The following is a 26670-nucleotide window of genomic DNA, read 5'->3' as shown; positions in this document are numbered from 1 at the left end:
CCGCAAACCAACGGCAAGGTGGAACGCTTTTGGAGGACCCTTAAAGAAGACCTTATTGAAGATACCGATTTCGACAGCTTTGAAGAGCTGGAAGATGAACTCCTCAAATATCTTGTTTATTATAACTGGGAACGACCACATCAGGGCATCAATGGTAAAAAACCTATCGATATGGTCACCCTAAACAACAAATAAAAATACCTGATTCTGTTACCGAATTACTAAACCCTTACAGCAATGACGCGTGGGTATGTGCTTCATATCTCCTATTTATAACATTACGTTTTTTAAAAAAGTAGTTTTATATTTAACGTGTACATAAACAAGACCAAATAAACATTTATATATCAGGGTGAAATTTTTACGGGCGATAATTTCGGTCTTTATTTTGCTGTGCTGTAGTTTAGGTGCCGGTGCTCAGGGCGGCTTTTCAAACCAGGGAACCGAGTTTTGGACGGTTTATATGGATCACATTACTCCCCCAACAACAACAGATCCTAATGGTAATGTGAGCAAAATGAACCTTTATATTACTGCAGATGTTAATACCACAGTAAACGTTTCTATTGCCGATGGCTCTTTTTCTGAAAACTATGATGTAACTGCCAGGGGGATACTTACAGTTACCATACCGGCAAGTGCCTTTATTGATCAGCAAGGTTTTTCAACTAAGGGAATCCATATCACTTCACAAAAACCTATAGCCGTATATGCCCATATTTTTGCGCAGAGTGTTTCGGGCGCAACGCTTTTGCTGCCGGTAAATGTACTTGGTAAGGATTATGTATCTATTAATTACACGCAGTTATCCAATGCTCTCCTAACAGAAAAAAAACCGTCCTATTCCACATTTGCAGTTGTTGGCACCGAGGATAAAACTACCGTTGAAATAACACCCACCACATATTTACTCGACGGAGAGGCCCCGGGAAAACCTTTCACCATCATTTTAAACAAAGGCCAGGTATACCAGGCGCTTGCCGTTAATGATCTTACTGGTACACGCATCCGCACAATAAGCACGCAGGCCGGCTCTTGTAAAAAGGTAGCTGTGTTTTCCGGGAGTTCAAAAATACTCATAGGTTGCAACACCGTAAATAATACCTCTGATAATCTTTTTCAGCAGGTATACCCAACGGCTTCCTGGGGGAAGAATTATATAACAGCGCCATTAAAAAGTCGCAATTATGATGTTTTCAGGATTGTATTGAGCGATCCCAATACCATTGTAAATTTAAACGGGCGTAATATTTCGCCATCTGAATTTTCCGGAGGGCTTTATTACGAATTTAATTCAAATACCCCCAACGTTATTAGTGCCAATAAACAGGTACAGGTTGTTCAGTATGCGGTAACACAATTTAAAACTATTAATTGCGTGGATGCAAACCTGGATACGGGCGATCCGGAAATGATATACCTTAACCCACTTGAACAAACGCTTGATCATGTCACCTTAAATTCAACGGGTAATTTCAGAATCATTTATAATTTTATTAATGTGATTATTAAAACGAGCGCGGTGCCCACTTTTGCGCTCGATGGCAATCCTTATACTAATTTTGTGCCTGTGGCGGGTAATCCTGCTTATTCATATGCACAAATTGAGGTTAATAAGGGCGTACATCATATTAGTGCTTCTGATGGTTTTAATGCCATAGCCTATGGCTTTGGCACAGCCGAATCATACGGTTATGCCGCCGGGGCCAATCTAAAAAACCTTACCGAGTTTATAGCTCTTAAAGATCCTCAAAAAAGTACAACGCAGCTAAATGGGTGTACAGATGCAACTTATAAATTACAGTTAACCCTGCCATTTAAAACAACCAGTATTAAATGGGATTTTAAAAATGGCACCACTTTTCTCGATAATAATCCAATTGTTAAATCAACAACAGTTAAAGGAGATCAAACACTCTACTCGTATGAATATCGGGATGATAAAATTTACGCGACAGGAAATTACAGCGTGGTAGCAACTGTATTTAACCCGGTTGCCGATGAGTGCGGTTCAAATGAGGATGTTGAACTTGATTTTAACATTTCATCGCTACCGGTCACAAAATTCAATTTCGTGGGCTCATGTTTAGGTGATGCTACCGTTTTTAAAGATGTATCAGAAACCTTTGGCCGGGAAACCAAAACCTGGCTTTTGGATTTTGGCGATGGGCATTCTGATGTTGTACAAAATCCATCGCACGTTTATGAGCACGCCGGTAATTATAATGTGAGGCTTACTATTACCAACGAAAACGGTTGTGAGGATGTGTCAGATCCGGTGGTTGTTAGCATCACAAATTTACCCGTTGCTAATTTTGATTTTTTGTCCCCCTCCTGCGCAGGGCAGGACATTACCTTCACAGATCACTCTACAAGCGCTGATGGTGTCATTACAAAATGGCTTTGGGATTTTGGCGATGGTGCTGCCATTGTTCAAAAGTCTGATAATAATCAATTTACACATCTTTATGAGGCTCCAGGTATTTATACCGTGAAATTATCCGTGGTTAATGCAAATGGCTGTGTGGGCTTGCCTCAAACCAAAACAATAACCATAAGTGATTTGGCTGTAGTTGATTTTATTTTGCCTGATGCCTGTGTTGATGATATTGTTCAGTTTAAAGATAATAGCTCCATTACAGACCATAGTGAAGCCGGTTTTACTTATGAGTGGAATTTTGGTGATATGCATGCCAGTGCCGCAAATAATTCATCTACCGAAAAAAATCCAAGGCATCATTATACCGAGGCGAGGAGTGACTACCAGGTTACTTTAAAAGTTACAACTAAATATGGCTGTGTGTACACCAAAACCCAAACTTTGGTTGTTAACGGCGATATGCTTAAAGCCAATGTTGTGGTGCCTGATCCTGCCGCTCTGTGCAGCAACAAAGAAGTATTTTTTGAAAATCGATCGACGGTTAATTTCGGCAGCATCACCCGGCTCGAAGTTACTTTTGATATGGCCAATGCCGCATCATTAAAGGTATATGAACACCCGGATTTTGGGCAACAGCTGCGGTACACTTACCCACAATTTACTGATGGCAACCATACTTTTAATGTACATGTAGCTGCATATTCTGGTGGTACATGTGCAAATACGCAGGATTTTTCTGTTGTTGTAAAAGCAACACACCTAATAACCTTTGCTCAGTCGCCATCTTTTTGCCCGGAGGATAACCCTTTTCAGCTTAATCCTTTAACTATTACCGGCCCTGCAGGTAATGGTGTATATATTGGTAATGGTATAAGCTCCGGCGGATTGTTCAGCCCTTCTGTTGCGGGTACCGGCATAGCAAATATCAGTTATATTTATAGTACAGCCAACAGTTGCCCGGATACAGTAAAACAGCAAATTACAGTTTACGCCTCACCAACTGTAACTACGGATGTCGCCCAAACGGTACTGGAAGGGGAGAAGCTTACATTAAAGGCATCGGCGAGCGGGCATGCTTTAAGTTATAAATGGTACCCTTCAACCGGTTTGGATCATGACGATATTTTAAATCCGGTAGCAAGCCCTACAGAAACCACATCATACAGGCTTACAGTAGCTTCGGCTGAGGGGTGCTCAAGCTCGGCCGATGTTACCGTTAAGGTTTTGAAATACCTGGTGATACCCAACGCGTTTACGCCAAATGGTGATGGTAAAAATGATATATGGGATATTAAATACTTAGATAGTTACCCCAGCAATACGGTTGAAATATTTAACAGGTACGGCGAAAAGATATTTTTTTCCATGGGGTACACCATCCCATGGGATGGGAGGTATAAGGGCACCTATCTTTCTTCGGGCACCTATTATTATATCATAAATCCTAAAAATGGGCGTAAGGCTGTTTCCGGGAGCATTACTATAATCAGGTAATTGTTTTAGCGTCATCATTCCTCACCGGACGTTATATTTGATAAGCCGGCGAAGAATTTACCTGCTCATGTAGCTATTATCAGGTAAGGTAAATCGAAATTTTACAAATAATACAGTTGAGGCATAAAACAGATACGGAGAAAGGTTATATTCGTCAGTTGGTTATTATATCCATAGGGGGGGCTGGACAAAGAAGATAAACTTCTGTTTGCAACCTATTATATTATGTAATAAATCCTAAAAACGAACGTAGGGTTATTTCGGGATATGTAGCTACCATCATTAGATAAATTAATGAAGAGAATTTTATACGCAATTGTATTTTTTATAGCGGCTGCGCAGTCATCATATGCGCAGCAAAAACCGCAGTACACCCAATATATTTTCAATAACTACCTTTTAAACCCTGCTTTAACAGGTATTGAAAATTATACAGATGTAAAAGCGGGTTATCGCAGCCAGTGGACAGGGCTTGAAGGTGCCCCCGTAACCGGTTATTTAACTATAAATGCACCTATTGGAGATAAGTTTTTGCAAGGAGATGCCACAGCTTTCCCGGCAGGCGGGGGGCTTAATCCATCAAGCAGATCATACACCCAGCAATACCAGGCTGCCGAACCACACCATGGTATCGGGCTAACTTTGGTATCTGATAAAACCGGCCCTATTACACAAACCAATATTGATGCTACCTATGCTTATCATCTTGGTATTACCAACAGGCTTAACCTGGCGGTTGGTGTATCTGCAGGGGTGAGTCACAATGTGTTAAATCTTTCCCAGGTTCATTTTGCCGATCCAACGGATCCTATTTTAAACAATATCAATAATAATCAATGGAAACCCGATTTGGGGATAGGGGTATGGGCCTATGCATCTGATTACTTTTTTGGCGTATCGGTACAGCAGGTATTACCGCAAAACCTTTATGTATCCACTTCAACCAGTGCAACACAAAATAAAACCGTACCGCATTACTTCTTTACGGCGGGCACCAAGCTCTTTTTATCAGATGATGTAACGCTTATGCCATCGGTGCTGGTAAAAGTGATACAGCCGGTGCCTACAACGTTTGACTTGAATTTGAAGATGTCATTCCAGGATAAATTCTGGATAGGAAGTTCCTATCGTCGTAATGATTCATTTGCAGCCCTGGTAGGTTTTAACCTTAGCTCATTTGTAAACGTTGGATATTCTTATGATTTTACCACCTCGGCACTAAATACAGTAAGCAACGGCTCGCACGAAATTGTAATCGGTATCCTGCTTAATAACCGCTACAAGGTTACCTGCCCGCAGCATACCTTTTAGTTAGCAGTTTGCAGTTTGCAGTTTGCAGTTTGCAGTTTTTCAAAAGGACAATCAGGCTCGCAAATAATTCTGGAAATATCTTAAATAAAAATAGCGATGAATCTCAAACTCATCGCTATTTTTATTTAAGTATTTTACTATCTGCTAACTGCCCACCGATAACTGCCCACCGGCAACTGCAAACTGCCTACAGCTCTCTTCTTAATCGGGCAACCGGGATGTTCATTTGTTCGCGGTATTTGGCTACGGTACGGCGGGCTATGTTATAGCCGGCATCCTTGAGTATGTCGGTAAGCTTTTCATCGGCCAGCGGATGATGTTTGTCTTCATTGCCGATGTGTTCTTCCAGTATCTTTTTAACTTCTTTGTTTGAAACCTCTTCGCCGCTTTCTGTTTGAATCGCTTCAGAAAAGAAGGACTTTAGCAGGAAGGTACCAAATTCGGTTTGTACATATTTTGAGTTGGCCACACGAGATACGGTAGATATATCCATATTTATCCTGTCGGCAATATCCTTCAGGATCATGGGCTTTAAATTTTTATCGTCGCCGGTAAGGAAAAACTCGTACTGGTACTGCATAATGGCATTCATTGTTTTAAGCAACGTTTGCTGGCGTTGTTTAATGGCATCAATAAACCACTTTGCCGAATCGAGTTTTTGCTTTACAAACTGTACTGCCTCTTTTAATTTTTTATCCTTTTGAGCAGCCTTATCATAATGCTGAAACATCTCCTGGTATGATCTGCTTACGCGTAATTCAGGAGCGTTTTTGGAGTTTAGTGTAAGTATTAACACACTATCATTGTTGATGATATGAAAATCAGGTATAACCTGCATTTGCTTGGTGTTAACTTCATTCGAATCTCCTGGTTTGGGATTCAGCTTTAAAATTTCGTTGATAACACCGCGTAACTCGTCAGAGTCCATGTTTAATGATTTCTCCAGCTTGTCATAATGCTTGCGGGTAAATTCATCAAGGTATTGTTCAACAACAATAATCGCTTTTTTTATGATAGGGTCATTGGGGTCCTTTTTACGGAGCTGGATCAGCAGGCACTCCTGCAGGCTGCGTGCACCTACACCGGCTGGGTCAAAACCCTGTATCACCCTCAGCATGTCTTCAACTTCTTCGTCCTCGGCCATTACATTTTGTGAGAAGGCCAGGTCATCAGTAAGCGACATAATGGGTCTGCGCAGATAGCCGTCATCATCTAAACTGCCGATGATCTGTTTACCTATCCTGAAATCTTTATCACTTAAAGGGAGCAAATCCAGCTGTAGCTGCAGGCTTTCAAAAAAAGAGCTTTGAACAGCGATAGGGATCTCTTTACGCTCATCTTCATCATCACCATTTTGATCATAACGGGAGCCGTAATCGTTCACGCTATCATCCTGCAGGTAATCGTCAATGTTAAATTCATCCATCTCTCCCTTTTCTTCGTCACCGTTAAAAGTGTCTTCGTCGGGGTCGCGGTCGGGGTATTCTTCAACAGGATCATTCAAATTAGTTAAACTAAGATCTTCGAGTGCCGGGTTCTCTTCCAGCTCCTCTTTAATACGGGTATCAAGGGAAACGGTAGGCACCTGCAGCAATTTTATAAATTGTATTTGCTGCGGCGAAAGCTTTTGTAAAAGTTTTTGTTGAAGATTCTGTTTAAGCATAGTTAACTAAGTGTTCAAAAATACATCAATTACCATTAACTTTAAAATAACTTATAGTAATTGGGACAATGAAGTTAAATACCGAATGAAATAATTTGTTTGAATACGATAAAAATTTATTTATTACCTTAGATAAACTAAATATAAATCTTATGGCTATCGTAAAAGAATTTAAGGAATTCGCTATGCGCGGCAACGTTGTTGACCTCGCAGTGGGTGTTATTATCGGTGCGGCCTTTGGTAAAATTGTGACGTCATTGGTAACTGATATTATTATGCCTCCCATTGGCATGATGACCGGCGGCATTGATTTTAAAAACCTTAAGTATGTACTTAAACCAGCAGTGGATAAAGTCCCGGAAACCGCTATCAACTACGGTTTGTTTATCAACAATGTAATCGATTTTGTGATTGTGGCTTTTTGTATATTTCTTATTGTTAAAGGAATAAATTCCCTTAAAAAACAAGAAGAAGCTGCCCCGGCAGAACCAGCTGCACCAACAAAAGAAGAAGTTTTACTTACCGAGATCCGTGATCTGTTAGCAGTAAAAAAATAATCTGTTGCGGGTGGCGGGGTTCGTGTTGCGTGTTGCGAGGGGCGGCAGATGAAATAAAAATATTTAAATATCAATCCCCGAACCCTAATCAAAAGCTCCGTGGCAGCTTCGGATCGGTTAAAATAATGTAATCTGCCAGTTGTTTAAATTTGCTCCAATCGGGGTTGTTAAAATTGTCATCGGCATAGGCTGCTACGGTGATTGACCTTGCATTGGGTGCATATTTTTTTAGCTGGGCCACAGTGCCCAGTTTTTCTTCGCTGTGGAAACCACCATTAAGCTGCAGTATTTTAAAACCTGAATGATTTTTATAAAATTTGGCAATTGACCAGCCCATGGTAGCATCCCAAAGGTTTTGCGATTGATAAATTTGCATACCCGCCATGGCGCTGTGCCCACCCATTACTTTTACAAATTTATCATAATATAAACCTGTAGCTGTATCAATAGGTAGCGGGGCAAGGTAGGTTTTGGCCTGGGCATCCAGTTCCTGTAAGCTGGTTAAACCGCCGCGTGTAACCATATTGGTATACCGGGAGGGTGCGTTAGCTGCTATAACGGGAGCCTCGCTTTGTTTGGCAAGTTCAACAAGCGGCCTGTAATCTTTATAATTAGGCCAGGTGCGGGCATCGCTGATTAAGTTTTTCTCGCGGATAAGGCCTGCCAGGTATTCATTTAACACCAGTTGGCAATCGGTGCTAAACATTTCCATAGATAAGGCCGTTTTATGTGGATATTGTTGTTCCAGCTCTTTAAATAGCTCAAATTCCAATATATGTCCTGTGGAGTCATTGTGTTCTTCGCCAAAAAATAATACATCAGCCTTGTTCATACTGTTAATAATATCACTAACTGTTGCCTGTTTTTGAGTTGATGTATTATATATTTTATAGTGGGAAGCGGCTATTTCCTGCCCCATGGTTATAAAAGGTAGGCAGATAAGTAAAAGGATGCCGGCTGATTTCATATTATGGTTTTAAAACGTTTAATTTACACCAACAAAAACAGAATGACAAATAAGAAAAATAGTGTTTGAAAAGTTTCAAAATATTACTACATTTGCGCTCTTGTTTTTAAAACGACGAATAGAATAAAATAGCCATGAAAAGAACGTTTCAGCCTTCTCAAAGAAAAAGAAGAAATAAACACGGATTCCGTGAACGCATGTCAACTGCTAACGGTAGGAGAATATTAGCAGCCAGAAGAGCTAAAGGCAGAAAAAGATTATCAGTTTCTGACGAGGGTAGTCACAAAGCATAAACCGGTTGCGATGGTTTGCCAGTAGGTAAACCAATGGATACCGATTACCTGCTTAAACCCCGGTTCCAATAAGGCAACTATGTATACTTTTAAAAAAGAAGAACGGTTATGTAATAAAAGGCTTATTGATAAGCTTTTTCATAGCGGCTCTTCTTTTTTGTGTTATCCTTTTAAGGTGTCCTGGTTGTATAATGCCGAGCCACAGCAGTATCCTGTACAGGTATTATTTGCGGTACCCAAACGGCGCTATAAGCGCGCGGTTGATCGTAATTTAATAAAGCGCTGTATGCGTGAAGCGTACAGGCTGCACAAGCAACAAAGTCTTTACCATTTGCTGCAAGCTGCCGATAAAACAATTGTGCTATCGATAGGGTATATTGGTAAGGAGATTGCTCCTTATAGTTTGATGGAGAAAAAGATGCTGAAGCTGCTAACCCAGCTTGCGCAACAATTAGTGGCAACCAATGATACTGTTGTATGATGGGGCTGGTAAGGTTGATTAAAGCACTTATTGGTGGTATTTTTATATTGCTTATAAAAATATATCAATATTTTATCTCGCCCTTAACGGGTGCATCATGCAGGTATACGCCCACATGCTCCCAGTATGGTGTGGAAGCCATAAAAAAATACGGTGCCTTTAAAGGCGGGTGGTTAACCATAAAAAGGATTGCCAGCTGCAACCCCTGGGGTGGGCATGGCCATGACCCTGTACCATAAAATTAATATGAGCCTCATTTTACAAATTGAAACTGCAACTACATCCTGCTCGGTTGCTTTGGCGGCTGATGGCAAAGTTTTGGCTTTTAAGCAGGTAAATGAGCGCAACAAACACGCCGAAGTAATCACTTTATTTACTGAAGAACTGGTGACCAACGCCGGTTTTACCTATAACGACCTGGATGCCATTGCGGTAAGTTGTGGCCCTGGCTCGTATACTGGCTTGCGCATAGGTATATCAACGGCTAAAGGGTTGTGTTTTGCATTAGATAAGCCCCTTATAGCAATTGAAACGCTTGAAGCTATGGCTTATGGCATTATCAATGATCCCAATATTGTAATTAGCAAAGGCACGCTTTTATGCCCCATGATAGATGCGCGCCGCATGGAAGTTTATTGCGCTGTGTTTAACACCGATGGCGAAAAACTAAGAGCAACGGCTGCAGATATTATTGATGAAAATAGCTTTAGCGAACTGCTGAAAGATCATCAGGTTTTATTTTTTGGCGATGGCGCCGATAAATGCCAGGTTGCTTTGGGCTCCAATCCCAATGCGCTGTTCATAAATAGTTTTGAAAATTCGGCTATTTACCTTACCCAAAGGGCCTCCGAAAAATTCAAGAATAATGATTTTGAAGATGTGGCTTACTTTGAACCTTATTATCTGAAAGATTTTATTGCCGGCAAGAAAGCTTTGTAATAGAGGTAAAAGAATCAAGAGTTAAGAGTCAAGAATCAAGACAAAGAATCAAGAGTTAAGAATCAAGAAAAGGTCTGGTGAATAATTAAATTAAAGTAAACATCGCAGAGGTGGATACAACAAGAGTTAGCCATTACGCTTTTTTTGTCTTGATTCTTAACTCTTGATTCTTGACTCTCCTAAAATTACTTATCAGTTTTAAATATTCGCCCCCATAATCTTCCAAAAAAGCCTTTTTCGCCCATGGGGATATAGCTGGCGTTCATCGGGTGCTCAATTACCGACCCAAATTTCATCGAAAATCCTAAATATATATCCATTCCAGAATAGGAGCCGTAATGGTCTATTTGTGTTTGGTTACCTAACGCGGCCATTGTAAGTTGTCCGGTATTCAATAATCTTTCCGAGCCTATGTAAAATTCAATATTGGGGGTTTTATACATAAATTGTGCGCCAACATTGAATAGCTTCAAATCGTCATAGCTGGCAATGATACTGCCTGTATAGTTGTGATATTGCACATGATTAACAAGGGCCGCTGTAAAGCCGGTAAACCATACTTCTTTTGAACCCACAAGTGTTGGTGTGTATTTAAAGTTGTTATCATAATCTATCCAGTATGTTTTTGCCGCGCTTAACTCAGCTTTAGCATTTGTTTTTGTGGTAAATGACTTTATAATCTGGGCGCTTCTGAATATATTGAGGGTGTTATTATAAATACTATCCTCACGATGATTTGATGCAAGTCCTGTATAAAGTTCGGTATTGTTAAAATCAGATGTTGTTGATCGGCCGCTCCAGTGAATAAAACCAAGGTCTTTAATATTAGCCTGTATCGTTATTTTATCATCGGTAATGTATGATGTGCCTAATGTAATTGATGCTCCGGGGCTGCGAAACGTTGGTAAATAATCGCGGGCAGATGCTGCCCCCGGTATATAACTTGAATAGTAGCGGCCACGCATGGTAATAAGTGCTTCGTCGGTAAGCTTATTAAATTGAGCCTGCGAGCCCTCGATATCAAACTTTGAATACTTTATGCCCAATAATGCACTTAGTTTGAAACCAAATGCAAACTGCTTATTGATACGCTCCCGGTATGAAAACCCTAGCTGGTTGTAGGATTGCATCAAAAAATGATTATTAAAAATATTTTGATAGATGGCGCCATCTGCAAATTTTGAACCACCATCAAGCAGGGCTGCGGTTTCATCCGTGAGTGTTCCGCGCGATTCTAATTTTGTCTGGTACGAAAACCCCATCTCAACATCGCCGTTAAGACTGGTAAATGACTTAAGCATAATAGCATAGGCATTTACGTTGGCATTAAAATGATTTATTTTTCCTTTGCCTATTGTTACCTTACCAGAATTGTATGAGGGTGCACTGGAAAATATCCTGCTTTTAACGCTCTGTTGGATATCACCCGTTAAATATGCGTTGGCATTAAAGTTTGGTATAAAAAAATTGAATGCATATTGCTTGCTTGAATCGGGGATGAATGACCTTACCGAAGGGTTTTCAAACGAATCATAAAGCGTACCCGTGTTGTATTGTGAAAATTGCTGGGCAGAAACCGAGAAGGAAAAGAGCAATAAGCAAAAAAAAATGTAAATTTTATTCATATATAATATTTCGCCTGGCCTTAATTTCTAAGATTCTTTAAAGATAAAATGTAAAATTGATTATCGATAAAAAAGAATAAATTAATCAGCAGTTTTAACGTATTAAGTGCAATGTAGTTGTGTAATGGTACAAATAATTTACTTATTTACCCTTATTGTATCCACACTGTTTAACTGCATACAAAAATTAGTATAGAAGTTTTTGTCTGATGATGTAAATTGATAGGCAGCTCCATAAAAGTTCTTCCAGCCGGGCTGATTGTTTTCAAAGGCATCATAAACGGAGGTTTTAAGATCACGCTTCAGTATAGGCTGGGCATTTTTAAAGTTCATAAAGAATGCCACATTGCTTCTTTCGGCCAGCAAATCGTTAAACTCATTATACCGCGCTGTTTTGCTGATGAATTTACGATTGATGTAAGTATCAGTATAACTTACCAGTTCTGATGGAGTGGCAGCCAGTACCAGGTTGTTATCAATGATCATAAAGTAGGGTTTCCTGAAAATGCTGAAAGCATCACCCAATAAAAAAAACGGCAATTTTTCATAATTAAACTGCCCCATATTATCATTTATCATGGTGCTTATGTTCATCATTAACGGCAATAGTTTTGATCCATCTTTAACAGATACTATGGCATATTTTTCCTGGTAACGGGTGGTTACTATAGCAAATTCGTTGCTTAATAAATGTTCAAATTCGGGTTTTAAAAACATGCCGGTTTCTTGCCTTATTTTACCAAATAGCAGGTCCTTTTCTTTGCTCACCCCAGCTTTGTTATGCCATTGGGAAAGATCGGCGGCAAATTTTTGTGGATCAGATACCGCGAAATTGATACTGTAAGCTGTGGTTGCAGGAAATATATCTTTCAATTGATTAATAACCGGCTGTTGGTTGGCAAACAGGTTTAAATAGCTAAAGGTATGGCTATTAAAGCTGGTAGTGCCGTTAAACATCAGCGCATCGTTTTTGTAGTTTAAGCTAAGCGCCGCAACGGCAGGCAACAGCCGGAAACTTTTAAAAATATCTGTATTCTTATTGGTGAAAAACTGATCGAACACGGGCGACAATTGCCTGTAATTGATATATAGATTTGCCAGGGAGTTGGAGTTTTGCTGATCTGGAAGTGGAACAAAAATGTTTTTCCCTTTATCGTTACGGTACAATATACTTTGATTGATCAGCGATCTTGAAAAGCTGCCTACAAAAATATTATCCTCTTTTTTAATAATGTAAAAGTGCTTATTGATGGCTTTTATCAATATATCATACTCCAAACCGATGGCGTTATGCCGGGTAATTAAAGTAAGACCGTTTTTAGGCCGCTTACTTATTTTGGCAAAGGCATCGGGGTCAAAACCTGTAGCTGCGGTAGTAGTCACCAATAGGTCAACGTCGTCTGTATTAGTGGGGTGGACGGACACAAAAACGTTTTGCCCGGAAAAGAATCCATCAGAGAACGGAGACGATAGTAATAGCTTTCGCAGGGTATCAAGATCACTTAATTTACCCTTACCAATAACTCCGCTTAACAGCTGATTACCGTTAAAAATATCGTAAAAACCTTTCTCGTTATTAAACTCAAATACAGCAACAGCATTATCGGGGATGGTTTGCATCACCTGGTTGTTGCGTACGCCCGGCGGACTTAAATTTTTGAAATAAACAACCGTAATGAATACAGTGGCAACAAGTAAAATTAAGGTGGTAACTATCAGTCGTTTCATTGCGGTTTGCTTTACAAAGATAGAATTTTACCCTGCGCCATTAAAGTAATACTTTCAATTGGTTAACTTAGCTTTTTATATCTGCATGAACAAACAAATAATCATCACCGCTTCGGTTTTAGGTATGTTGGCTGTTATAACCGGTGCATTTGGCGCGCATGGGTTAAAAGCGGTTTTATCAGCCAGTCAGCTTGAAGTATGGCATACGGCAGTACAGTATAACTTTTATCACGTATTTGCTTTACTGTTCCTTTCAACCTTTAAGGATACTACAAAAAGTAAGTTGATTTCAGCCTCTTATTACCTGTTCACCTTTGGTATCATATTTTTTTCGGGATCATTATACCTCCTAAGCTGCCGAAAACTTATTGGTTGGGATTGGCTGATCTACATGGGGCCGATAACTCCGCTGGGTGGCCTGCTATTCATTTTAGGCTGGCTGATGCTGGCCATTGCCGCTTTTAGATATAAATAGGAGTTTTAAATTAGAGTGAAGAGCCCAGAATCAAAACCGGAGAGTTTGAATTTAATTGACAATATCATAAGTTTTTAATCTTGATTCCTGACTCTTAATTCTTAATTCTTTTAAAAATACACCATGTTAGAGTTTGCCGAATTTGAGTACACCGATCGTAAAACGCTTTTTGTTGAAGTGATTTTACCGTTGGCTATCTCAAAAAACTATACTTACCGCGTACCCTTTGAGCAAAACGATGTTGTGGCTATAGGTAAAAGGGTAGTGGTACAGTTTGGTAAAAGCAAATTGTATACGGCAATTATAAAAGAGATCACATCCTTGGCCCCGGAAAAATATGAGGCCAAATATATCATTGAGGTGCTGGATGATCGCCCGGTGGTTACTCCCCATCAGTTATACTTTTGGCAATGGGTTGCAGATTATTATATGTGCAACATTGGCGAGGTGATGAATGCCGCGCTACCCGCAGCCCTTAAACTGGCCAGCGAAACCCGCATACAACTTAATAAGGAATTTGATATAGATCGGTCGGCCCTACATGATAAGGAATTTTTGATTGTAGAGGCGCTGGATATTCAGCCCGAACTTACTATAAGTGATATAGCCAAGCTGCTTGGCCAAAAAATAGTGATGCCTATTTTAAAGGTGATGTTTGAGAAAAACCTCATTCACATCAGCGAGGAAGTGAGCGAGCGTTACAAACCACGTAAGCGCACATTTATTACCCTTAACCCGGTTTATAATAATCCCGAAAACCTGCGCGAGCTTTTCCCGATACTGGAAAAACGTGCGCCCAAACAGGCCGATGCTTTGCTGGCCTATATCAAGCTATCACGGCATCAAAAGGCAATTACCAAAAACGAACTGATTGAGGAAAGCGGTGCAGGGGAGTCAAGCATTAAAGCGCTGCTTGAAAAAGATATTCTGTTGGCAGAAGAAAAAAATGTTAGTCGCCTGCATTTTGAGGAGGACCCGGATGCCATTACCAATTTTGATTTAAGCGAACAACAAACCCAAGTACTGGAAAGTATCCGCACCCAATTTAAGGAGAAGGATGTAACGCTGCTGCATGGTGTAACGTCATCCGGGAAAACGCAGATCTATATCAGGCTTATTGAAGAAATGATGCGCGACGACAGGCAGGTGCTTTATCTGCTGCCAGAGATTGCGTTAACCACCCATATTATAGAAAGGCTCCGGATTTATTTCGGTGCCGATATTGGTGTTTATCATTCCCGTTTTAATGATAACGAAAGGGTAGAGGTTTGGCAAAAGGTTTTAAATAACGATTATAAAGTGATACTGGGCGCCCGTTCATCGTTGTTCCTGCCGTTTAATGATCTTGGGTTAATTATCGTAGATGAGGAGCATGAAACTTCGTACAAACAATTTGATCCGGCGCCACGCTACAATGCCCGCGATGCGGCCATCTTTTTGGCCAATACACACCAGGGTAAGGTATTATTAGGTTCGGCCACACCATCATTTGAGAGTTATCATAATGCCAGGATTCATAAATATGGTTTTGCCGAACTAACTGAACGTTTTGGCGGAGTAGAGCTGCCCAATGTTGAGGTAGTGAGCATAGCTGCAGAAACCAAGCAAAAAACTATACAATCGCATTTCACCAGTGTATTGATGGCTGGTATAAACGAGGCCCTGGCCAACAAAGAGCAGGTGATCCTTTTTCAGAACCGCCGTGGTTATGCCCCGGTACTGATGTGTAAAATTTGTGCTTTCACGCCTAAATGCATCAATTGCGATGTAAGCCTTACCTATCATAAAAGCAGCGGTAAACTGCATTGCCATTATTGCGGTTATAAAGAAGATTCGCCTTCCATTTGCCCGGCCTGTGGTTCAACCCATTTGGAGTACAAAGGCTTTGGTACCGAAAAAATAGAAGATGAGCTAAGCCTTTTATTACCAGAGGCCCGCATTGCCCGCATGGACCTGGATACTACACGGTCACGCAATTCGCTGCAAACTATATTGAATAATCTGGAAGAGAAAAAGATAGATATATTAGTAGGCACACAAATGGTTGCCAAGGGCTTGGATTTTAGCGATGTTACCCTAATCGGCATCATTAATGCCGATAGCCTGCTTAAATTTCCTGATTACAGGGCCAATGAACGCAGCTTCCAGATGCTTGCGCAGGTGAGCGGCAGGGCCGGCAGGAGGGGTAAGCAGGGGAAAGTGGTTATCCAAACCTATGATCCCTTTCATCGGGTGATAAAACAGGTAATAGCAAACGATTACAGCGATTTGTATTTTACCGAAATGGCCGAGCGTAAAAGCTTTAAATATCCACCATTTTACCGCATCATTAACCTGGATATTAAGCATAAAAATCCCGAGGTTCTGTATAACCAGGCTGTATACCTGGCCAATGAACTGCGCAAACATTTTGGCGACCGGGTGATTGGTCCGGAAGCACCCCTGATCAGCAGGATCCGTAACTTCTACATCAAATCTATCATGCTTAAGTTTGAAAAGGATGGCATCTCCATTGTGAAAGCTAAAGCTATTTTAAAAGATGTAATTGTGCAGTTTCAAACTACCAAACTGAGCAAAGGCAGTATTGTACAGCCGGATGTGGATCCTTATTGATTTTGCTCTCTAAGTCGTTTGAAAGGTTTGTCATCCTGAAACGGAGTGAAGGATCTATTATTCGCCATGTTTCTTCGCCCTGTAAAGTCTGAGAATAGATCCTTCACTCCGTTCAGGATGACAAAAAGTTTTTTTCAAAAACGTCATCGCGAAGCGCGAAGTAATCTCCTGCCTCGAAATGGTGTTTTTTTGTTAATCGGTGGATTATAACAGCTTAAAGTTTTTTTCTTGCTTACAGTTAATGGATTATCCGTTCAAGCTAAGAAAGCTCTCCCAAAATCCCCAAAATCCTGCTAACTTTACTGTGTAATGGCTCAGAAATATATTGATAATTATCGCGAAAAAGGTGCCCGTAAGCGATTGGTGGATATCCTGGAAAAAAAAGGTATCCGGGATGAAGAAGTGCTGAGGGCAATAGGGAAAATACCGCGCCATTACTTTTTTGCTGAAACTTTCTGGAACAAGGCATACCAGGATATTGCCTTCCCGATAGGCGAGGGTCAAACCATTTCACAGCCATACACCGTTGCTTACCAAACCGAGCTGCTGCACATCCGCAAGGGTGATAAAGTGCTGGAAATTGGTACAGGATCGGGCTATCAAACCTGTGTTTTATTAGAGATGGGTGCTACCGTATACACCATCGAACGACAAGAGAAGCTGTACGAAAGAACTAAATATGTGCTACCTGAAAAGATGGGTTATAAGCCCCACTTTTTTTGTGGCGATGGCTCCATAGGTATAGCGCAACATGCACCATATGATAAAATTATTGTGACTGCCGGCGCTCCCACTGTACCGGATGTGCTATTAAAACAATTGAACATTGGCGGTATATTAGTTATACCGGTAGGCGATGAAGACACCCAAAAAATGGTTACAATTCTTAAAGTTGGCGAGCACGATTACGAAAAGATAGTGCTGGATACCTTTAGGTTTGTGCCTTTGGTAGGGGATAAAGCGTGGTAAAGGATTTGAGATTTGGGATGTTCGATTTCGGATTTATTTAAATGAATTGAAATTTGGAATATCTTATCTCAGTTATCATCAGAAAAAATAACTCATCAATTCGGAAATCAAAATTCCGAAATCGAACATCCCAAATCCGAAATCAACGTTTCATCGCCCTATCCATCTCTATCTTGGTATCACGCTCTTTCATTGTATCGCGTTTGTCAAAAGTCTTTTTACCCTGGGCAAGGCCTATTTCCAGCTTGGCAAAACCGCGTTCGCTGATGAATAGGGCAAGGGGTATAATGGTCAATCCTTTTTCTTCGCCACGGGTTAATAGTTTTTTTAGCTCTTTTTTGTTGAGCAGTAACACGCGGTCGCGTTTGGCTTCATGATTATAGAATGAACCGTAAGAATATTCGGCTATGTGCAGGTTACGCACAAAAAGCTGGTTATTAATGAAAGTGCAAAAAGCATCATTGATATTTGCCTTACCCTCACGGATGGATTTAATTTCGGTGCCCAGCAATTTAATACCGGCCACGTATTTATCCAGTACGTGATATTCAAAATAAGCTTTCTTGTTCTTAATATATATTTTATCCTCGGCCATTATATTCTGCTGCTAAAGCTGCAAACTTACATAAAAAATTGGCCCCCGCTAAATCTCCAGGAAGGGGGCGGCATAACGTCTGTTTTTTAACTTTAGGCTATTGTGGTTTCACTATGAGCACAGGAACATTCACCTTGTGCCGCACCGAATTAACGGTTGTGCCAAATATAAGGTCCTTAATAGCTTTGTGCCCGTGCGAGCCCATCACTATAAAATCTATCCCGTCTTTATTAACTATATCGGCAATGGCACTGGCCGGGTTACCGTAACCAATTTCCGCTTTGGCTTTATAGCCAAGCCTTTTCATTACTTCAACGTATTTATCTAAATTATCAACGTCGCTTTGGGTTTCGTTATCCATCACTTGCCCGCCATAATAACGTGCGCCGGCGGTTTCAACAACGTGAATGAGTGTATAATGCGCGTGTTTGCCGCCCTGCATAATGGCATGGCGAAGGCAATCACTATCATTCTTTGAAAAATCAATGGTAATAGCTAAGTGCTTATAGGTAATGGCATCAAGTTCATTAATAGCAGTTGCAATACCGTGTGGAACAACATAGGCCACCTGGGTAGTATGTTTATAAAGCAGTGGCCTCAGGAAAACATATATAAGCAATACAAAAATGCCAACTACTATGGGTACAACAAAAATATAAATGTATATATCCGATTGCTTGTTTTCCTTTAACCATTCGCCAATTTGATCATATACCAATTTAGCATTAAGTCCTACTATGAGTATAGCGCTGGCCCAGGCCACTATTTTTACTTTAAGGCTGATGGCAAAATTTCCCATCCTTTTTTTATCAGATGTAAAATGAATAAGCGGAATCACCGCGAAGCCCAATTGAAGGCTTAGCACCACCTGGCTTAATATGATGAGGCTGCCTAATGCATCTTCGCCATAATAAAGTATAGTAAACACGGCGGGCACAATGGCCAGCACACGGGTAAGTAAACGCCTTAACCATGGCTCAATACGCAGGTTAATGTGACCTTCCATAATGATCTGCCCAGCCAGCGTACCTGTAATTGTGGAGCTTTGGCCGGATGCTATCAGCGCGATGGCGAAAAGCACAGGCGCTATTCGTCCAAAAATGTGTTCCAGTAGTTTATAAGCATCCTGGATCTCGGCAACCTGGAAATAACCGTTTTTGAAAAACGCGGTTGCAGCAAGGATAAGTATGGCAGCGTTTACAAAAAAAGCAAGGTTAAGTGCAATCACTGTATCAAACAGGTTAAACCGGATAGCCCATTTCATGCCTTCATCTGTACGGGTGATCTTGCGGGTTTGTACCAGTGATGAATGCAGGTAAAGGTTATGCGGCATTACGGTAGCCCCAATTATACCAATAGCTATATACAGCATTTGCCGGCTGATAGCATCGTTTTTAAACAGGTTGGATGGGATAAAGCCTTTCGCTATATCTACTACATCGGGCGATACTATAAACATCTCTACCAAAAACGACAGGCCAATGATGAAAATCATCGATATAATAAAGCCTTCAAGTTTCCGCATGCCCTTGTTCATGAGGTAAAGCATCAGCACGGTATCGGTTATGGTGAGGGATACGCCCCAAATGAGCGGCAGGTTAAATAATAATTTTAAACCGATAGCCATACCGATGATCTCGGCCAGGTCACAGGCGATAATGGCTATCTGGGCCAGTATATACAGGCAAAAGTTTGCAAAGCGCGGGTACGCACGCTTAGAGGCTTGTGCCAGATCGAGCCCACGCACGATACCCAGCCTTGCCGCCAATGATTGCAGCAACAGGGCAATTAGGTTTGATGCAAACAATACCCAAATAAGCTTGTAGCCGAAGGCACTGCCGCCGGCAATATCTGTGGCCCAGTTACCCGGATCCATATAACCTACGCTAACCAGGTACGCTGGGCCCAAAAAGGCCATGATTCTGCGCCAACCGGTTTTACTTTCGGGGTTAACTGAGCTATGTACGTTACCTAATGAAGGGTTATGTTCGTTTGTATTCATAAGGATATCAGTAAATTATTGGCAACCTCGCGGCTGATATATATTTCTTTTTCGGTTTCGGTTTTTAAGGCCACAGAGTGGTCGTATTCAATTATATCGGTTATTGTCACTTTTTTGCCAATGGTTAGTTGCTGTTTTTCGAGATACTGCAAAAAAGGAGATGAGTGATCGCGTACGCCCGAGATAACGCCGCATTGGTTAACTGCTAAAGCCGAGACAGGTTTTAACTCCACTGATTTAAAATTGCCGTTACAATCAGGTATCGGGTCGCCGTGGGGGTCATGTTTGGGGTGGCCCATAAATTCGTCAAGCCTGTCTATCAGTTCCTCTGATGAAATGTGTTCCATTTCTTCGGCCATTTCATGCACCTGGTCCCATTTGAAATTAAGTTTTTCAACCAAAAAGTATTCCCAAAGACGATGCTTGCGGATAATGCCTATTGCAATTTTCTCGCCGGCATCTGTAAGGCTTACACCCTGGTAACGCGTGTAGTTGATCAAAGCCTTATCAGCCAGCTTTTTCAGCATATCAGTAACTGATGACGCCCTGGTATTTAAGGAAGCTGCAATTTGATTGGTGCTCACTATGCCGGCATCAATTGCCAGGTGATAAATGCACTTTAAATAGTTCTCCTCGGCTAATGTGTTCATTTATACAAATCTAATAAAAAATTTAGACTTATCTAAAATATGAAGTGTTAGGAAATATATTTTTGTTTTACACGTTTTAAGTGAAATTTAATTTCGTGAAATGCGGAAAATATTATATTTGCAAGTACTATGGCTGCTGAATTAGATAAAATAGACCTACAGATACTCAAGATTTTACAGGAAAACGGAAGAATAACCAATCTTCAACTATCAAACGAAATAGGGCTTTCACCGGCACCAACGCTTGAGCGTGTGCGTAAATTGGAAAACGCGGCCTATATAAAAAGTTATCATGCGTTGGTGGATGAGGAGAAACTGGGCCTGGGCATAAAAACCTTTATCCAGATTTCGCTTGATTTTCATCAAAAAAATACCATCCAAACCTTTTTGGATGAAATAAAAACTATCAAAGAAGTTACCGAGTGTCATCACGTAACCGGCCAGTGCGATTTTTTACTCAAGGTTTATGTTCGAGACATTAAATCATACGAGCAACTGATCATGGAAAAAATAAGCCGCATTACCGTAGTAAAAACATTCCAGACGATGATGATCATGTCAACCAGTAAAAAAGAGCCGATTGTGCCGTTGGAGTATTAGGTAGGATAGAGTCAAGAAATTAGAGTCAGGAATCAAGATAAATCTATCTTGATTTTGGCTTTAGCTCAAAGGGCGAAAGATCAGAATCTTTCGCCCTTTGTTTTTGAAGCTGTCTTGATTCTTGACTCTAATCTCTTGACTCTTTTTTTAACTTATTTGCCAATCTATCTCCGCCTTACCTTCTTTCCTTAAAATTTCATTGGTTTTTGAAAATGGTTTACTGCCAAAAAAACCTCTTTCGGCAGAGAAGGGGGATGGATGGGCCGACCGGATGATGAAATGTTTTTTCTCGTCGATCAATACCGCTTTTGACTGGGCAAAGTTACCCCATAGTATAAATATAATTCCTTCTTTTTTATCAGATATGGTTTTAATCACCTCATCTGTAAACTCTTCCCATCCCTTTTTTTGATGTGAGGCCGAATCGCCGGCTCTTACCGTGAGTGTTGAATTTAATAATAGTATGCCTTGTTTGGCCCATTCTTCCAGGTTGCCATGGGCTGGGGTTTTAAAACCGGGAATATCGGCCTCCAGCTCTTTATAGATGTTTTTAAGCGACCGCGGTATCGCAATGCCCTTTTGTACTGAGAACGAGAGGCCATGCGCCTGGTGAGCGCCAGGATAGGGATCCTGCCCTAATATCACCACTTTCACATCCTCAAAGTGCGTGGTGTTAAAAGCGTTGAAGATATCAGCGCTTTTGGGGTATACTACCTGCCCGCTTTCTTTCTCCTGCTGTAAAAAATGTTTCAGTTTTACCATGTACGGTTTGCCAAATTCTTCCTCTAATACTGCAAGCCATGATGGGTGTAATGCATTCGCCATAAATATTTATATAGATGTTGGTTTAGCGTGCAAATAAACAGATATTTGCAGTTAATATATGTATCACAAATTATGTCAAATATAGTTCGTTTAATTGTAGCGTGTGTATTCTTCGGAGCAGCGGTTGCGCTTTGTGCTTTTAGCTTTTGGGGCTGGGGCATCCTGGTATTGTTGTTTGGCGGTATCATACTGCTAAGCTTCTTTTTTAATGAGAATATGATTATATCGCAGTATTTTCTGCGTAAAGAGAACTCGGCTAAAGCCGAAGCGTGGTTATTGAAGATAACCGACTACGAAAAGCAATTACACAAAAATCAGCATGGTTATTATAATCTGTTGATCGGTTTAATCGAATCGCGCAAAGCGCCGATGAAATCTGAAAAATATTTTAAGAAATCATTACAGTTGGGCATGAAAATGTCGCACAATATAGCTTTGGCTAAATTGAGCCTGGCAGGTATCTCAATGGCAAAACGGAATAAACGCGAAGCGCAAATGTACCTGTCCGAAGCATCAAAAGATGATAAGAATAAATTACTTACCGATCAGATAAAGATGATGAAAGGCCAGTTGGCACAGATGGATAAGCAGGTAGTAAGAGGCGGATATCGCCAGTTCTAAGAAAAGAACTACAGGCTTATTGAGGAAAGATACCGGGATAAGGACAAAAGAACAAAAAAATAAAAGGGACCCAAAAATGGGTCCCTTTTATTTTTCGTCAATAGCGCTAAAATAATCAGCAGTGGCCGAGTGATTTTGGTAGGGGTGTACTACCACATGGTCGCTATAGGTGTAATCGTTTTCTTCGGTTGGGTTTGACACTTCAACCATTTTCAATAAACTCCTGATAAACGACAGGTTAAAATTGCTCCTGTTCAGCTTTATCAGGTATTCATTTTCGGTAATCTCCAGAATTGAATTCGTCATCATTTTTGTAATTATTGTTTATTACAAGTATAACCATCATTATTAAACCCAAAGTAGTATTTGCTTTAAGCTTTCATTAACAAATTGTTATCGATGATGCAGGGTATTTGCGTTGATTACGCTATGGATTGATTGTCTGAACCCGAATTTATAGAATTAAAGAATTAACAGAATGAATAACTTCAATTCAATAAATTCCTTAATTCGATAAATTCCGGTTTCAGATAGTTTTTTCTTACTCAAACCAGGACATCACCACTTCTTTAGCAGGCATGGTAATATCAAGTTTTAATTTTTTGCGCATTCCGCCCAGGTCATTAAATACTTTATTGGGATTGCCGGCTTTTAGTTCTTCAACAGTGTTAAAGCCCATTTTATTTAGTACAGGCACCCACTCTGCAGGTACACCTGCATTAATAAAATCATCAGCGGTAGCAACCCTGGCTTTTTTCTCGGGGCGCATCTGCGGGAAAAACAATACTTCCTGTATAGTGCTTTGATTGGTCATCAACATCACCAGGCGATCGATACCGATACCTAAGCCCGATGTTGGCGGCATACCATATTCCAGTGCGCGTAAAAAGTCATCGTCCATCGCCATAGCTTCATCATCGCCACGGCCGGCCAGCACCAGCTGCTCCTCTAAACGCTCACGCTGATCAATAGGATCATTCAATTCAGAGTACGCGTTAGCTATCTCCTTGCCATTTACAAAAAGCTCAAAACGCTCAACCAAGCCATCTTTTGTACGATGTTTTTTGGCCAGCGGGGTCATTTCTATAGGGTAGTCAGTAATATAGGTTGGCTGGATAAGGTTGTGCTCCACCTTAGCGCTAAAGATCTCATCAATCAGTTTTCCTTTACCCATGGTTGGGTTAACCTCTATTTTCAGGTCGGCACAGGTTTCACGCAATGCTGCCTCATCCATCGCAGATACATCAATACCTGTGTATTTCAGAATGGAATCATACATAGATAGTTTTTCGTACGGGCCTGCAAAGTTGATCTCATTATTACCTACCTGTACAACCGGGATACCATGAACGGCTTTGGCAACAGTTTCCAGGCATTCTTCCACCATGGCCATCATCCAGATATAATCTTTATAGGCTACATAAATTTCCATGGCGGTAAATTCCGGGTTGTGGGTGCGGTCCATACCCTCGTTACGGAACATTTTACCAAACTCATATACACCATCAAAACCCGCAACAATTAAGCGTTTAAGGTAAAGCTCATTGGCTATGCGCAAAAACAGCGGCATATCCAGCGTGTTATGGTGTGTAGCAAACGGACGGGCCGCTGCGCCACCATGCACTGGCTGCAATATTGGGGTTTCCACTTCCATCCAGCCCTGCGCGTTAAAATAGTTACGCATGCTGCTGATAACTTTGGAGCGGTTGACGAAAATTTGTTTGTATGCCGGGTTAACCGTCAAATCCACATAACGCTGGCGATAACGCATTTCGGGATCTGTAAATGCATCATATATATTCCCTTCATCATCCCGCCTTACAACAGGCAGAGGTTTCAAGGATTTTGAAAGTACGATCAGCTCACGTACGTGAACAGAAATTTCGCCGGTTTGAGTTAAAAAAACGTAGCCTTTTACACCTACGTAATCACCCAGATCAAGCAATTTTTTAAATACGGTATTGTATAAAGTTTTATCTTCATCAGGGCAAATATCATCGCGTTTCAGGTAGATCTGGATCCGCCCGGTTGAATCCTGGATCTCGGCAAATGATGCACTACCCATGATGCGGCGCGTCATGATACGGCCGGCGATAACTACATTTTGGTAGGCCTCGGGTTTATTTGCAAAATTATCGGTAATATCCTGTGCCCAGGCGTTAACATCAAAAGCTTCGGCAGGGTATGGGTTAATGCCCAGTGCCCTTAATTGTTTTAAAGATTCGCGACGAATAATTTCCTGTTCGGATAGTGCAATACTCATGTTTTGAACGGTATTTTAATAAAGGTGCAAAAATAGCGTTTTTAATGAGTTGTAGGCTGTAGAGATGCAATATTTTGCGTCTTCGTCTGTTCAGCGGAAATTTGCGTGATGGTATTTGTATGCTGAGACACAAAATATTGCGTATTTATATAGAGGGGGAGTATTTGGCTGGGCTGTTTGTATTCCCCAAAAAACAACTTACATTAGCTCACCAATTTATGCCTAATCATGAAAAAACTTTTTTCGATATTATTAAGCCTGATAGCAGCAACCTTTAAAGTATTTAGCCAGGATGCAGCAACCTTATATGATGCTGGTACTAAACCAGTATTGGTATCCAAACAATTCCTGTTTACAGAGGGGCCGGCAGTTAATAAAAAAGGTGACGTTTTTTTTACCGATCAACCTAATGATAAAATCTGGAAGTACGATACCGATGGAAAGCTAACTGTTTTTTTAGATAGTGCAGGCCGCAGTAACGGGATGTATTTTGATAAGAAGGGTAATCTCATTAGCTGTGCCGATGCAAAGAACCAGCTGTGGTCTATCAGCCCAAAAGGAAAAATTGAAATTTTGTTGAAAGACTATAAAGGCTTGCTATTTAATGGCCCCAATGATGTTTGGGTACGCCCGGATGGTGGTTTATACATTACAGATCCATATTACCAACGCGATTATTGGACCCGTAAAAAATCTGATCTTGATGGTCAAAAATTATATTATCTGCCCAAAGGAAAACATGAAGCTGTTATTGTTGATGATAAATTGAAACAACCCAACGGTATTGTAGGCACTGCCGATGGCAAATATTTGTACGTGGCCGATATTGGTGACAACAAAACTTACCGTTATGATATCAATAAAGATGGATCATTAACCAACAGGACCCTTTTCACAGCCCAGGGATCTGATGGGATGACGATAGACGAAAAAGGAGATGTTTACCTTACAGGAAAAGGTGTAACCATATTTAATGCCAAGGGCGAAAAAGTTGCCCATATAGATATAGATGAACCCTGGACAGCCAATATCTGCTTTGGTGGTAAAAACAAGGATATGCTTTTTATTACCGCATCTAAGGCGGTTTATACTTTTCAAATGAAAGTTAAAGGGGTAGACTAAGTTTTTTGCTGCAGGTAATTTGCTATTTGTTGTTGCTCATTGCGGGTTAACAGATCGCCCTCGTATTGCCATTGTTGATGGTCGGCCTGCCCAAAAGTGAGGGTGCCTAAATAGTCGGGATTGTTTTTATCGGCCAGGTTAGATTGCCCTTCGTCTATTTCCAAAGTTTCGGTAAATAATGCCGATTCATTATCGATGCTTGTTTTATATATTTTATAAATTCCTTTATCGCTTAAATCGTGTTTTAAAACCGGTTCAACAATAATGTTCCGTAAGCTGCCATCAGCGTGTTTCAAAGCTAAATAAACCGGATTTTTCATAAAGTATTATTTTCATGATAATACAATGTGCTGGCGGCTTTGTTTGTGAAAAATGGTATTCTGCCTGGCTCGCGGTGTTTTGTAAAAACCTATAGAAACAAGAAGCGCCCTCTGATGGGCAGGGGCGCGTTCTAACCAATTATAAACCTAAATTATGAGAAGAGCTGTAAGGGAGGT

General features: G+C 40.7%; 25 protein-coding genes. 14 read left to right on the top strand and 11 right to left on the bottom strand.

The window, feature by feature from the left end:
• The 3 genes from AC1D0K_RS29835 to AC1D0K_RS29825 form a co-directional block, all read left to right on the top strand.
• On the top strand, positions 1-195 hold a 195-nt coding region (locus tag AC1D0K_RS29835; protein WP_477441934.1), incomplete at its 5' end, for an integrase core domain-containing protein.
• Between the two features lie 157 nt (positions 196-352).
• A complete protein-coding gene (locus AC1D0K_RS29830) occupies positions 353-3874 on the top strand; it encodes a PKD domain-containing protein (RefSeq protein ID WP_477399486.1) in 3522 nt (1173 codons plus the stop codon).
• Between the two features lie 294 nt (positions 3875-4168).
• A complete protein-coding gene (locus AC1D0K_RS29825; RefSeq protein WP_295719435.1) occupies positions 4169-5185 on the top strand; it encodes a PorP/SprF family type IX secretion system membrane protein in 1017 nt (338 codons plus the stop codon).
• 187 nt (positions 5186-5372) lie between these two features.
• On the opposite strand, the gene rpoN is transcribed toward AC1D0K_RS29825, so the two are convergent.
• Entirely contained in the window at positions 5373-6848 is a 1476-nt protein-coding gene (gene rpoN, locus AC1D0K_RS29820) for an RNA polymerase factor sigma-54 (RefSeq protein ID WP_295719434.1), read from the bottom strand.
• Positions 6849-7000: 152 nt separating this feature from the next.
• Here rpoN and mscL point away from each other — a divergent pair, with 152 nt between their 5' ends.
• Positions 7001-7405 carry a large-conductance mechanosensitive channel protein MscL gene (gene mscL / locus AC1D0K_RS29815; RefSeq protein WP_295719432.1) on the top strand — a complete coding sequence of 135 codons (405 nt, stop codon included), beginning with the start codon at positions 7001-7003 and terminating at the stop codon, positions 7403-7405.
• Between the two features lie 88 nt (positions 7406-7493).
• On the opposite strand, the gene AC1D0K_RS29810 is transcribed toward mscL, so the two are convergent.
• Positions 7494-8372 (bottom strand): ChaN family lipoprotein, encoded by an 879-nt coding sequence (locus AC1D0K_RS29810; protein WP_477392623.1) that lies wholly within the window; start codon positions 8370-8372, stop codon positions 7494-7496.
• A gap of 134 nt (positions 8373-8506) precedes the next feature.
• Between AC1D0K_RS29810 and rpmH the strand changes: the two genes are divergently transcribed.
• From rpmH to tsaB, 4 genes are all read left to right on the top strand, one after another.
• Positions 8507-8665, top strand: coding sequence for a 50S ribosomal protein L34 (gene rpmH / locus AC1D0K_RS29805; protein WP_184542896.1), 159 nt, complete (start codon positions 8507-8509; stop codon positions 8663-8665).
• Between the two features lie 79 nt (positions 8666-8744).
• The gene (rnpA, locus tag AC1D0K_RS29800) at positions 8745-9146 is read left to right on the top strand and encodes a ribonuclease P protein component (RefSeq protein ID WP_477392620.1); all 402 of its coding nucleotides are present in this window, start codon (positions 8745-8747) and stop codon (positions 9144-9146) included.
• Positions 9143-9385, top strand: coding sequence for a membrane protein insertion efficiency factor YidD (yidD, locus tag AC1D0K_RS29795; protein WP_477392618.1), 243 nt, complete (start codon positions 9143-9145; stop codon positions 9383-9385). Before rnpA ends, yidD begins: the two co-directional genes overlap by 4 nt.
• Positions 9386-9392: 7 nt before the next feature.
• Positions 9393-10085: a tRNA (adenosine(37)-N6)-threonylcarbamoyltransferase complex dimerization subunit type 1 TsaB gene (tsaB, locus tag AC1D0K_RS29790; RefSeq protein WP_477392616.1), complete on the top strand. Its 693-nt coding sequence runs from the start codon at positions 9393-9395 to the stop codon at positions 10083-10085.
• Positions 10086-10270: 185 nt separating this feature from the next.
• On the opposite strand, the gene AC1D0K_RS29785 is transcribed toward tsaB, so the two are convergent.
• A complete protein-coding gene (locus tag AC1D0K_RS29785) occupies positions 10271-11710 on the bottom strand; it encodes a DUF5723 family protein (RefSeq protein WP_477392614.1) in 1440 nt (479 codons plus the stop codon).
• 138 nt (positions 11711-11848) lie between these two features.
• Positions 11849-13438, bottom strand: a complete 1590-nt coding sequence (locus AC1D0K_RS29780) for a hypothetical protein (protein ID WP_477392612.1) — start codon at positions 13436-13438, stop codon at positions 11849-11851.
• 85 nt (positions 13439-13523) lie between these two features.
• Between AC1D0K_RS29780 and AC1D0K_RS29775 the strand changes: the two genes are divergently transcribed.
• From AC1D0K_RS29775 to AC1D0K_RS29765, 3 genes are all read left to right on the top strand, one after another.
• On the top strand, positions 13524-13913 hold the full coding sequence (locus AC1D0K_RS29775) for a DUF423 domain-containing protein (RefSeq protein WP_295719419.1): 390 nt from the start codon (positions 13524-13526) through the stop codon (positions 13911-13913).
• A 123-nt stretch (positions 13914-14036) separates the two neighbouring features.
• Positions 14037-16526 (top strand): replication restart helicase PriA, encoded by a 2490-nt coding sequence (gene priA, locus AC1D0K_RS29770; protein WP_477392609.1) that lies wholly within the window; start codon positions 14037-14039, stop codon positions 16524-16526.
• Between the two features lie 309 nt (positions 16527-16835).
• Positions 16836-17495, top strand: coding sequence for a protein-L-isoaspartate(D-aspartate) O-methyltransferase (locus tag AC1D0K_RS29765; RefSeq protein WP_295719415.1), 660 nt, complete (start codon positions 16836-16838; stop codon positions 17493-17495).
• A 142-nt stretch (positions 17496-17637) separates the two neighbouring features.
• On the opposite strand, the gene smpB is transcribed toward AC1D0K_RS29765, so the two are convergent.
• The 3 genes from smpB to AC1D0K_RS29750 all read right to left on the bottom strand — a co-directional run bounded on the left by smpB (position 17638) and on the right by AC1D0K_RS29750 (position 20742).
• Entirely contained in the window at positions 17638-18090 is a 453-nt protein-coding gene (gene smpB / locus AC1D0K_RS29760) for an SsrA-binding protein SmpB (RefSeq protein ID WP_295719411.1), read from the bottom strand.
• A 97-nt stretch (positions 18091-18187) separates the two neighbouring features.
• On the bottom strand, positions 18188-20092 hold the full coding sequence (locus AC1D0K_RS29755; RefSeq protein WP_477442116.1) for an Nramp family divalent metal transporter: 1905 nt from the start codon (positions 20090-20092) through the stop codon (positions 18188-18190).
• Positions 20089-20742, bottom strand: a complete 654-nt coding sequence (locus AC1D0K_RS29750) for a metal-dependent transcriptional regulator (protein ID WP_477392604.1) — start codon at positions 20740-20742, stop codon at positions 20089-20091. The genes AC1D0K_RS29755 and AC1D0K_RS29750 overlap by 4 nt, the downstream gene beginning before the upstream one ends.
• Positions 20743-20871: 129 nt before the next feature.
• Here AC1D0K_RS29750 and AC1D0K_RS29745 point away from each other — a divergent pair, with 129 nt between their 5' ends.
• On the top strand, positions 20872-21342 hold the full coding sequence (locus tag AC1D0K_RS29745; protein ID WP_295719405.1) for an Lrp/AsnC family transcriptional regulator: 471 nt from the start codon (positions 20872-20874) through the stop codon (positions 21340-21342).
• Between the two features lie 147 nt (positions 21343-21489).
• Here the strand turns inward: AC1D0K_RS29745 and ung are convergent, their stop codons facing one another.
• Positions 21490-22167 (bottom strand): uracil-DNA glycosylase, encoded by a 678-nt coding sequence (gene ung, locus AC1D0K_RS29740; RefSeq protein WP_477392602.1) that lies wholly within the window; start codon positions 22165-22167, stop codon positions 21490-21492.
• Between the two features lie 72 nt (positions 22168-22239).
• On the opposite strand from ung, the gene AC1D0K_RS29735 reads away from it, so the two are divergent.
• Positions 22240-22788 (top strand): DUF2892 domain-containing protein, encoded by a 549-nt coding sequence (locus tag AC1D0K_RS29735; protein WP_295719402.1) that lies wholly within the window; start codon positions 22240-22242, stop codon positions 22786-22788.
• An 87-nt stretch (positions 22789-22875) separates the two neighbouring features.
• Here AC1D0K_RS29735 and AC1D0K_RS29730 read toward each other — a convergent pair whose 3' ends face one another.
• Complete coding sequence (locus AC1D0K_RS29730) at positions 22876-23097, bottom strand: hypothetical protein (RefSeq protein WP_295719400.1); 222 nt, start codon at positions 23095-23097, stop codon at positions 22876-22878.
• A gap of 232 nt (positions 23098-23329) precedes the next feature.
• Complete coding sequence (lysS, locus tag AC1D0K_RS29725; RefSeq protein ID WP_477392599.1) at positions 23330-25051, bottom strand: lysine--tRNA ligase; 1722 nt, start codon at positions 25049-25051, stop codon at positions 23330-23332.
• 228 nt (positions 25052-25279) lie between these two features.
• Here lysS and AC1D0K_RS29720 point away from each other — a divergent pair, with 228 nt between their 5' ends.
• On the top strand, positions 25280-26173 hold the full coding sequence (locus tag AC1D0K_RS29720; protein ID WP_477392597.1) for an SMP-30/gluconolactonase/LRE family protein: 894 nt from the start codon (positions 25280-25282) through the stop codon (positions 26171-26173).
• On the opposite strand, the gene AC1D0K_RS29715 is transcribed toward AC1D0K_RS29720, so the two are convergent.
• Positions 26170-26493 carry a hypothetical protein gene (locus AC1D0K_RS29715; RefSeq protein WP_477392595.1) on the bottom strand — a complete coding sequence of 108 codons (324 nt, stop codon included), beginning with the start codon at positions 26491-26493 and terminating at the stop codon, positions 26170-26172. The genes AC1D0K_RS29720 and AC1D0K_RS29715 overlap by 4 nt on opposite strands.
• Between the last annotated feature and the right edge of the window lie 177 nt (positions 26494-26670).

This window comes from Mucilaginibacter sp. P1_A3, from assembly GCF_056406855.1.
The sequence above is the reverse complement of the archived record's forward strand: the minus strand, read 5'-3'. Positions and strand labels throughout refer to the sequence as shown.

What these genes read in the sequence shown, in the direction of transcription:
- AC1D0K_RS29825 (WP_295719435.1), top strand. Translation starts at nt 4,169, where the DNA reads ATGAAGAGAATTTTATACGCAATTGTATTTTTTATAGCGGCTGCGCAG.
- rpoN (WP_295719434.1), bottom strand. Translation starts at nt 6,848, where the DNA reads ATGCTTAAACAGAATCTTCAACAAAAACTTTTACAAAAGCTTTCGCCG.
- mscL (WP_295719432.1), top strand. Translation starts at nt 7,001, where the DNA reads ATGGCTATCGTAAAAGAATTTAAGGAATTCGCTATGCGCGGCAACGTT.
- AC1D0K_RS29810 (WP_477392623.1), bottom strand. Translation starts at nt 8,372, where the DNA reads ATGAAATCAGCCGGCATCCTTTTACTTATCTGCCTACCTTTTATAACC.
- rpmH (WP_184542896.1), top strand. Translation starts at nt 8,507, where the DNA reads ATGAAAAGAACGTTTCAGCCTTCTCAAAGAAAAAGAAGAAATAAACAC.
- rnpA (WP_477392620.1), top strand. Translation starts at nt 8,745, where the DNA reads ATGTATACTTTTAAAAAAGAAGAACGGTTATGTAATAAAAGGCTTATT.
- yidD (WP_477392618.1), top strand. Translation starts at nt 9,143, where the DNA reads ATGATGGGGCTGGTAAGGTTGATTAAAGCACTTATTGGTGGTATTTTT.
- tsaB (WP_477392616.1), top strand. Translation starts at nt 9,393, where the DNA reads ATGAGCCTCATTTTACAAATTGAAACTGCAACTACATCCTGCTCGGTT.
- AC1D0K_RS29785 (WP_477392614.1), bottom strand. Translation starts at nt 11,710, where the DNA reads ATGAATAAAATTTACATTTTTTTTTGCTTATTGCTCTTTTCCTTCTCG.
- AC1D0K_RS29780 (WP_477392612.1), bottom strand. Translation starts at nt 13,438, where the DNA reads ATGAAACGACTGATAGTTACCACCTTAATTTTACTTGTTGCCACTGTA.
- AC1D0K_RS29775 (WP_295719419.1), top strand. Translation starts at nt 13,524, where the DNA reads ATGAACAAACAAATAATCATCACCGCTTCGGTTTTAGGTATGTTGGCT.
- priA (WP_477392609.1), top strand. Translation starts at nt 14,037, where the DNA reads ATGTTAGAGTTTGCCGAATTTGAGTACACCGATCGTAAAACGCTTTTT.
- AC1D0K_RS29765 (WP_295719415.1), top strand. Translation starts at nt 16,836, where the DNA reads ATGGCTCAGAAATATATTGATAATTATCGCGAAAAAGGTGCCCGTAAG.
- smpB (WP_295719411.1), bottom strand. Translation starts at nt 18,090, where the DNA reads ATGGCCGAGGATAAAATATATATTAAGAACAAGAAAGCTTATTTTGAA.
- AC1D0K_RS29755 (WP_477442116.1), bottom strand. Translation starts at nt 20,092, where the DNA reads ATGAATACAAACGAACATAACCCTTCATTAGGTAACGTACATAGCTCA.
- AC1D0K_RS29750 (WP_477392604.1), bottom strand. Translation starts at nt 20,742, where the DNA reads ATGAACACATTAGCCGAGGAGAACTATTTAAAGTGCATTTATCACCTG.
- AC1D0K_RS29745 (WP_295719405.1), top strand. Translation starts at nt 20,872, where the DNA reads ATGGCTGCTGAATTAGATAAAATAGACCTACAGATACTCAAGATTTTA.
- ung (WP_477392602.1), bottom strand. Translation starts at nt 22,167, where the DNA reads ATGGCGAATGCATTACACCCATCATGGCTTGCAGTATTAGAGGAAGAA.
- AC1D0K_RS29735 (WP_295719402.1), top strand. Translation starts at nt 22,240, where the DNA reads ATGTCAAATATAGTTCGTTTAATTGTAGCGTGTGTATTCTTCGGAGCA.
- AC1D0K_RS29730 (WP_295719400.1), bottom strand. Translation starts at nt 23,097, where the DNA reads ATGATGACGAATTCAATTCTGGAGATTACCGAAAATGAATACCTGATA.
- lysS (WP_477392599.1), bottom strand. Translation starts at nt 25,051, where the DNA reads ATGAGTATTGCACTATCCGAACAGGAAATTATTCGTCGCGAATCTTTA.
- AC1D0K_RS29720 (WP_477392597.1), top strand. Translation starts at nt 25,280, where the DNA reads ATGAAAAAACTTTTTTCGATATTATTAAGCCTGATAGCAGCAACCTTT.
- AC1D0K_RS29715 (WP_477392595.1), bottom strand. Translation starts at nt 26,493, where the DNA reads ATGAAAAATCCGGTTTATTTAGCTTTGAAACACGCTGATGGCAGCTTA.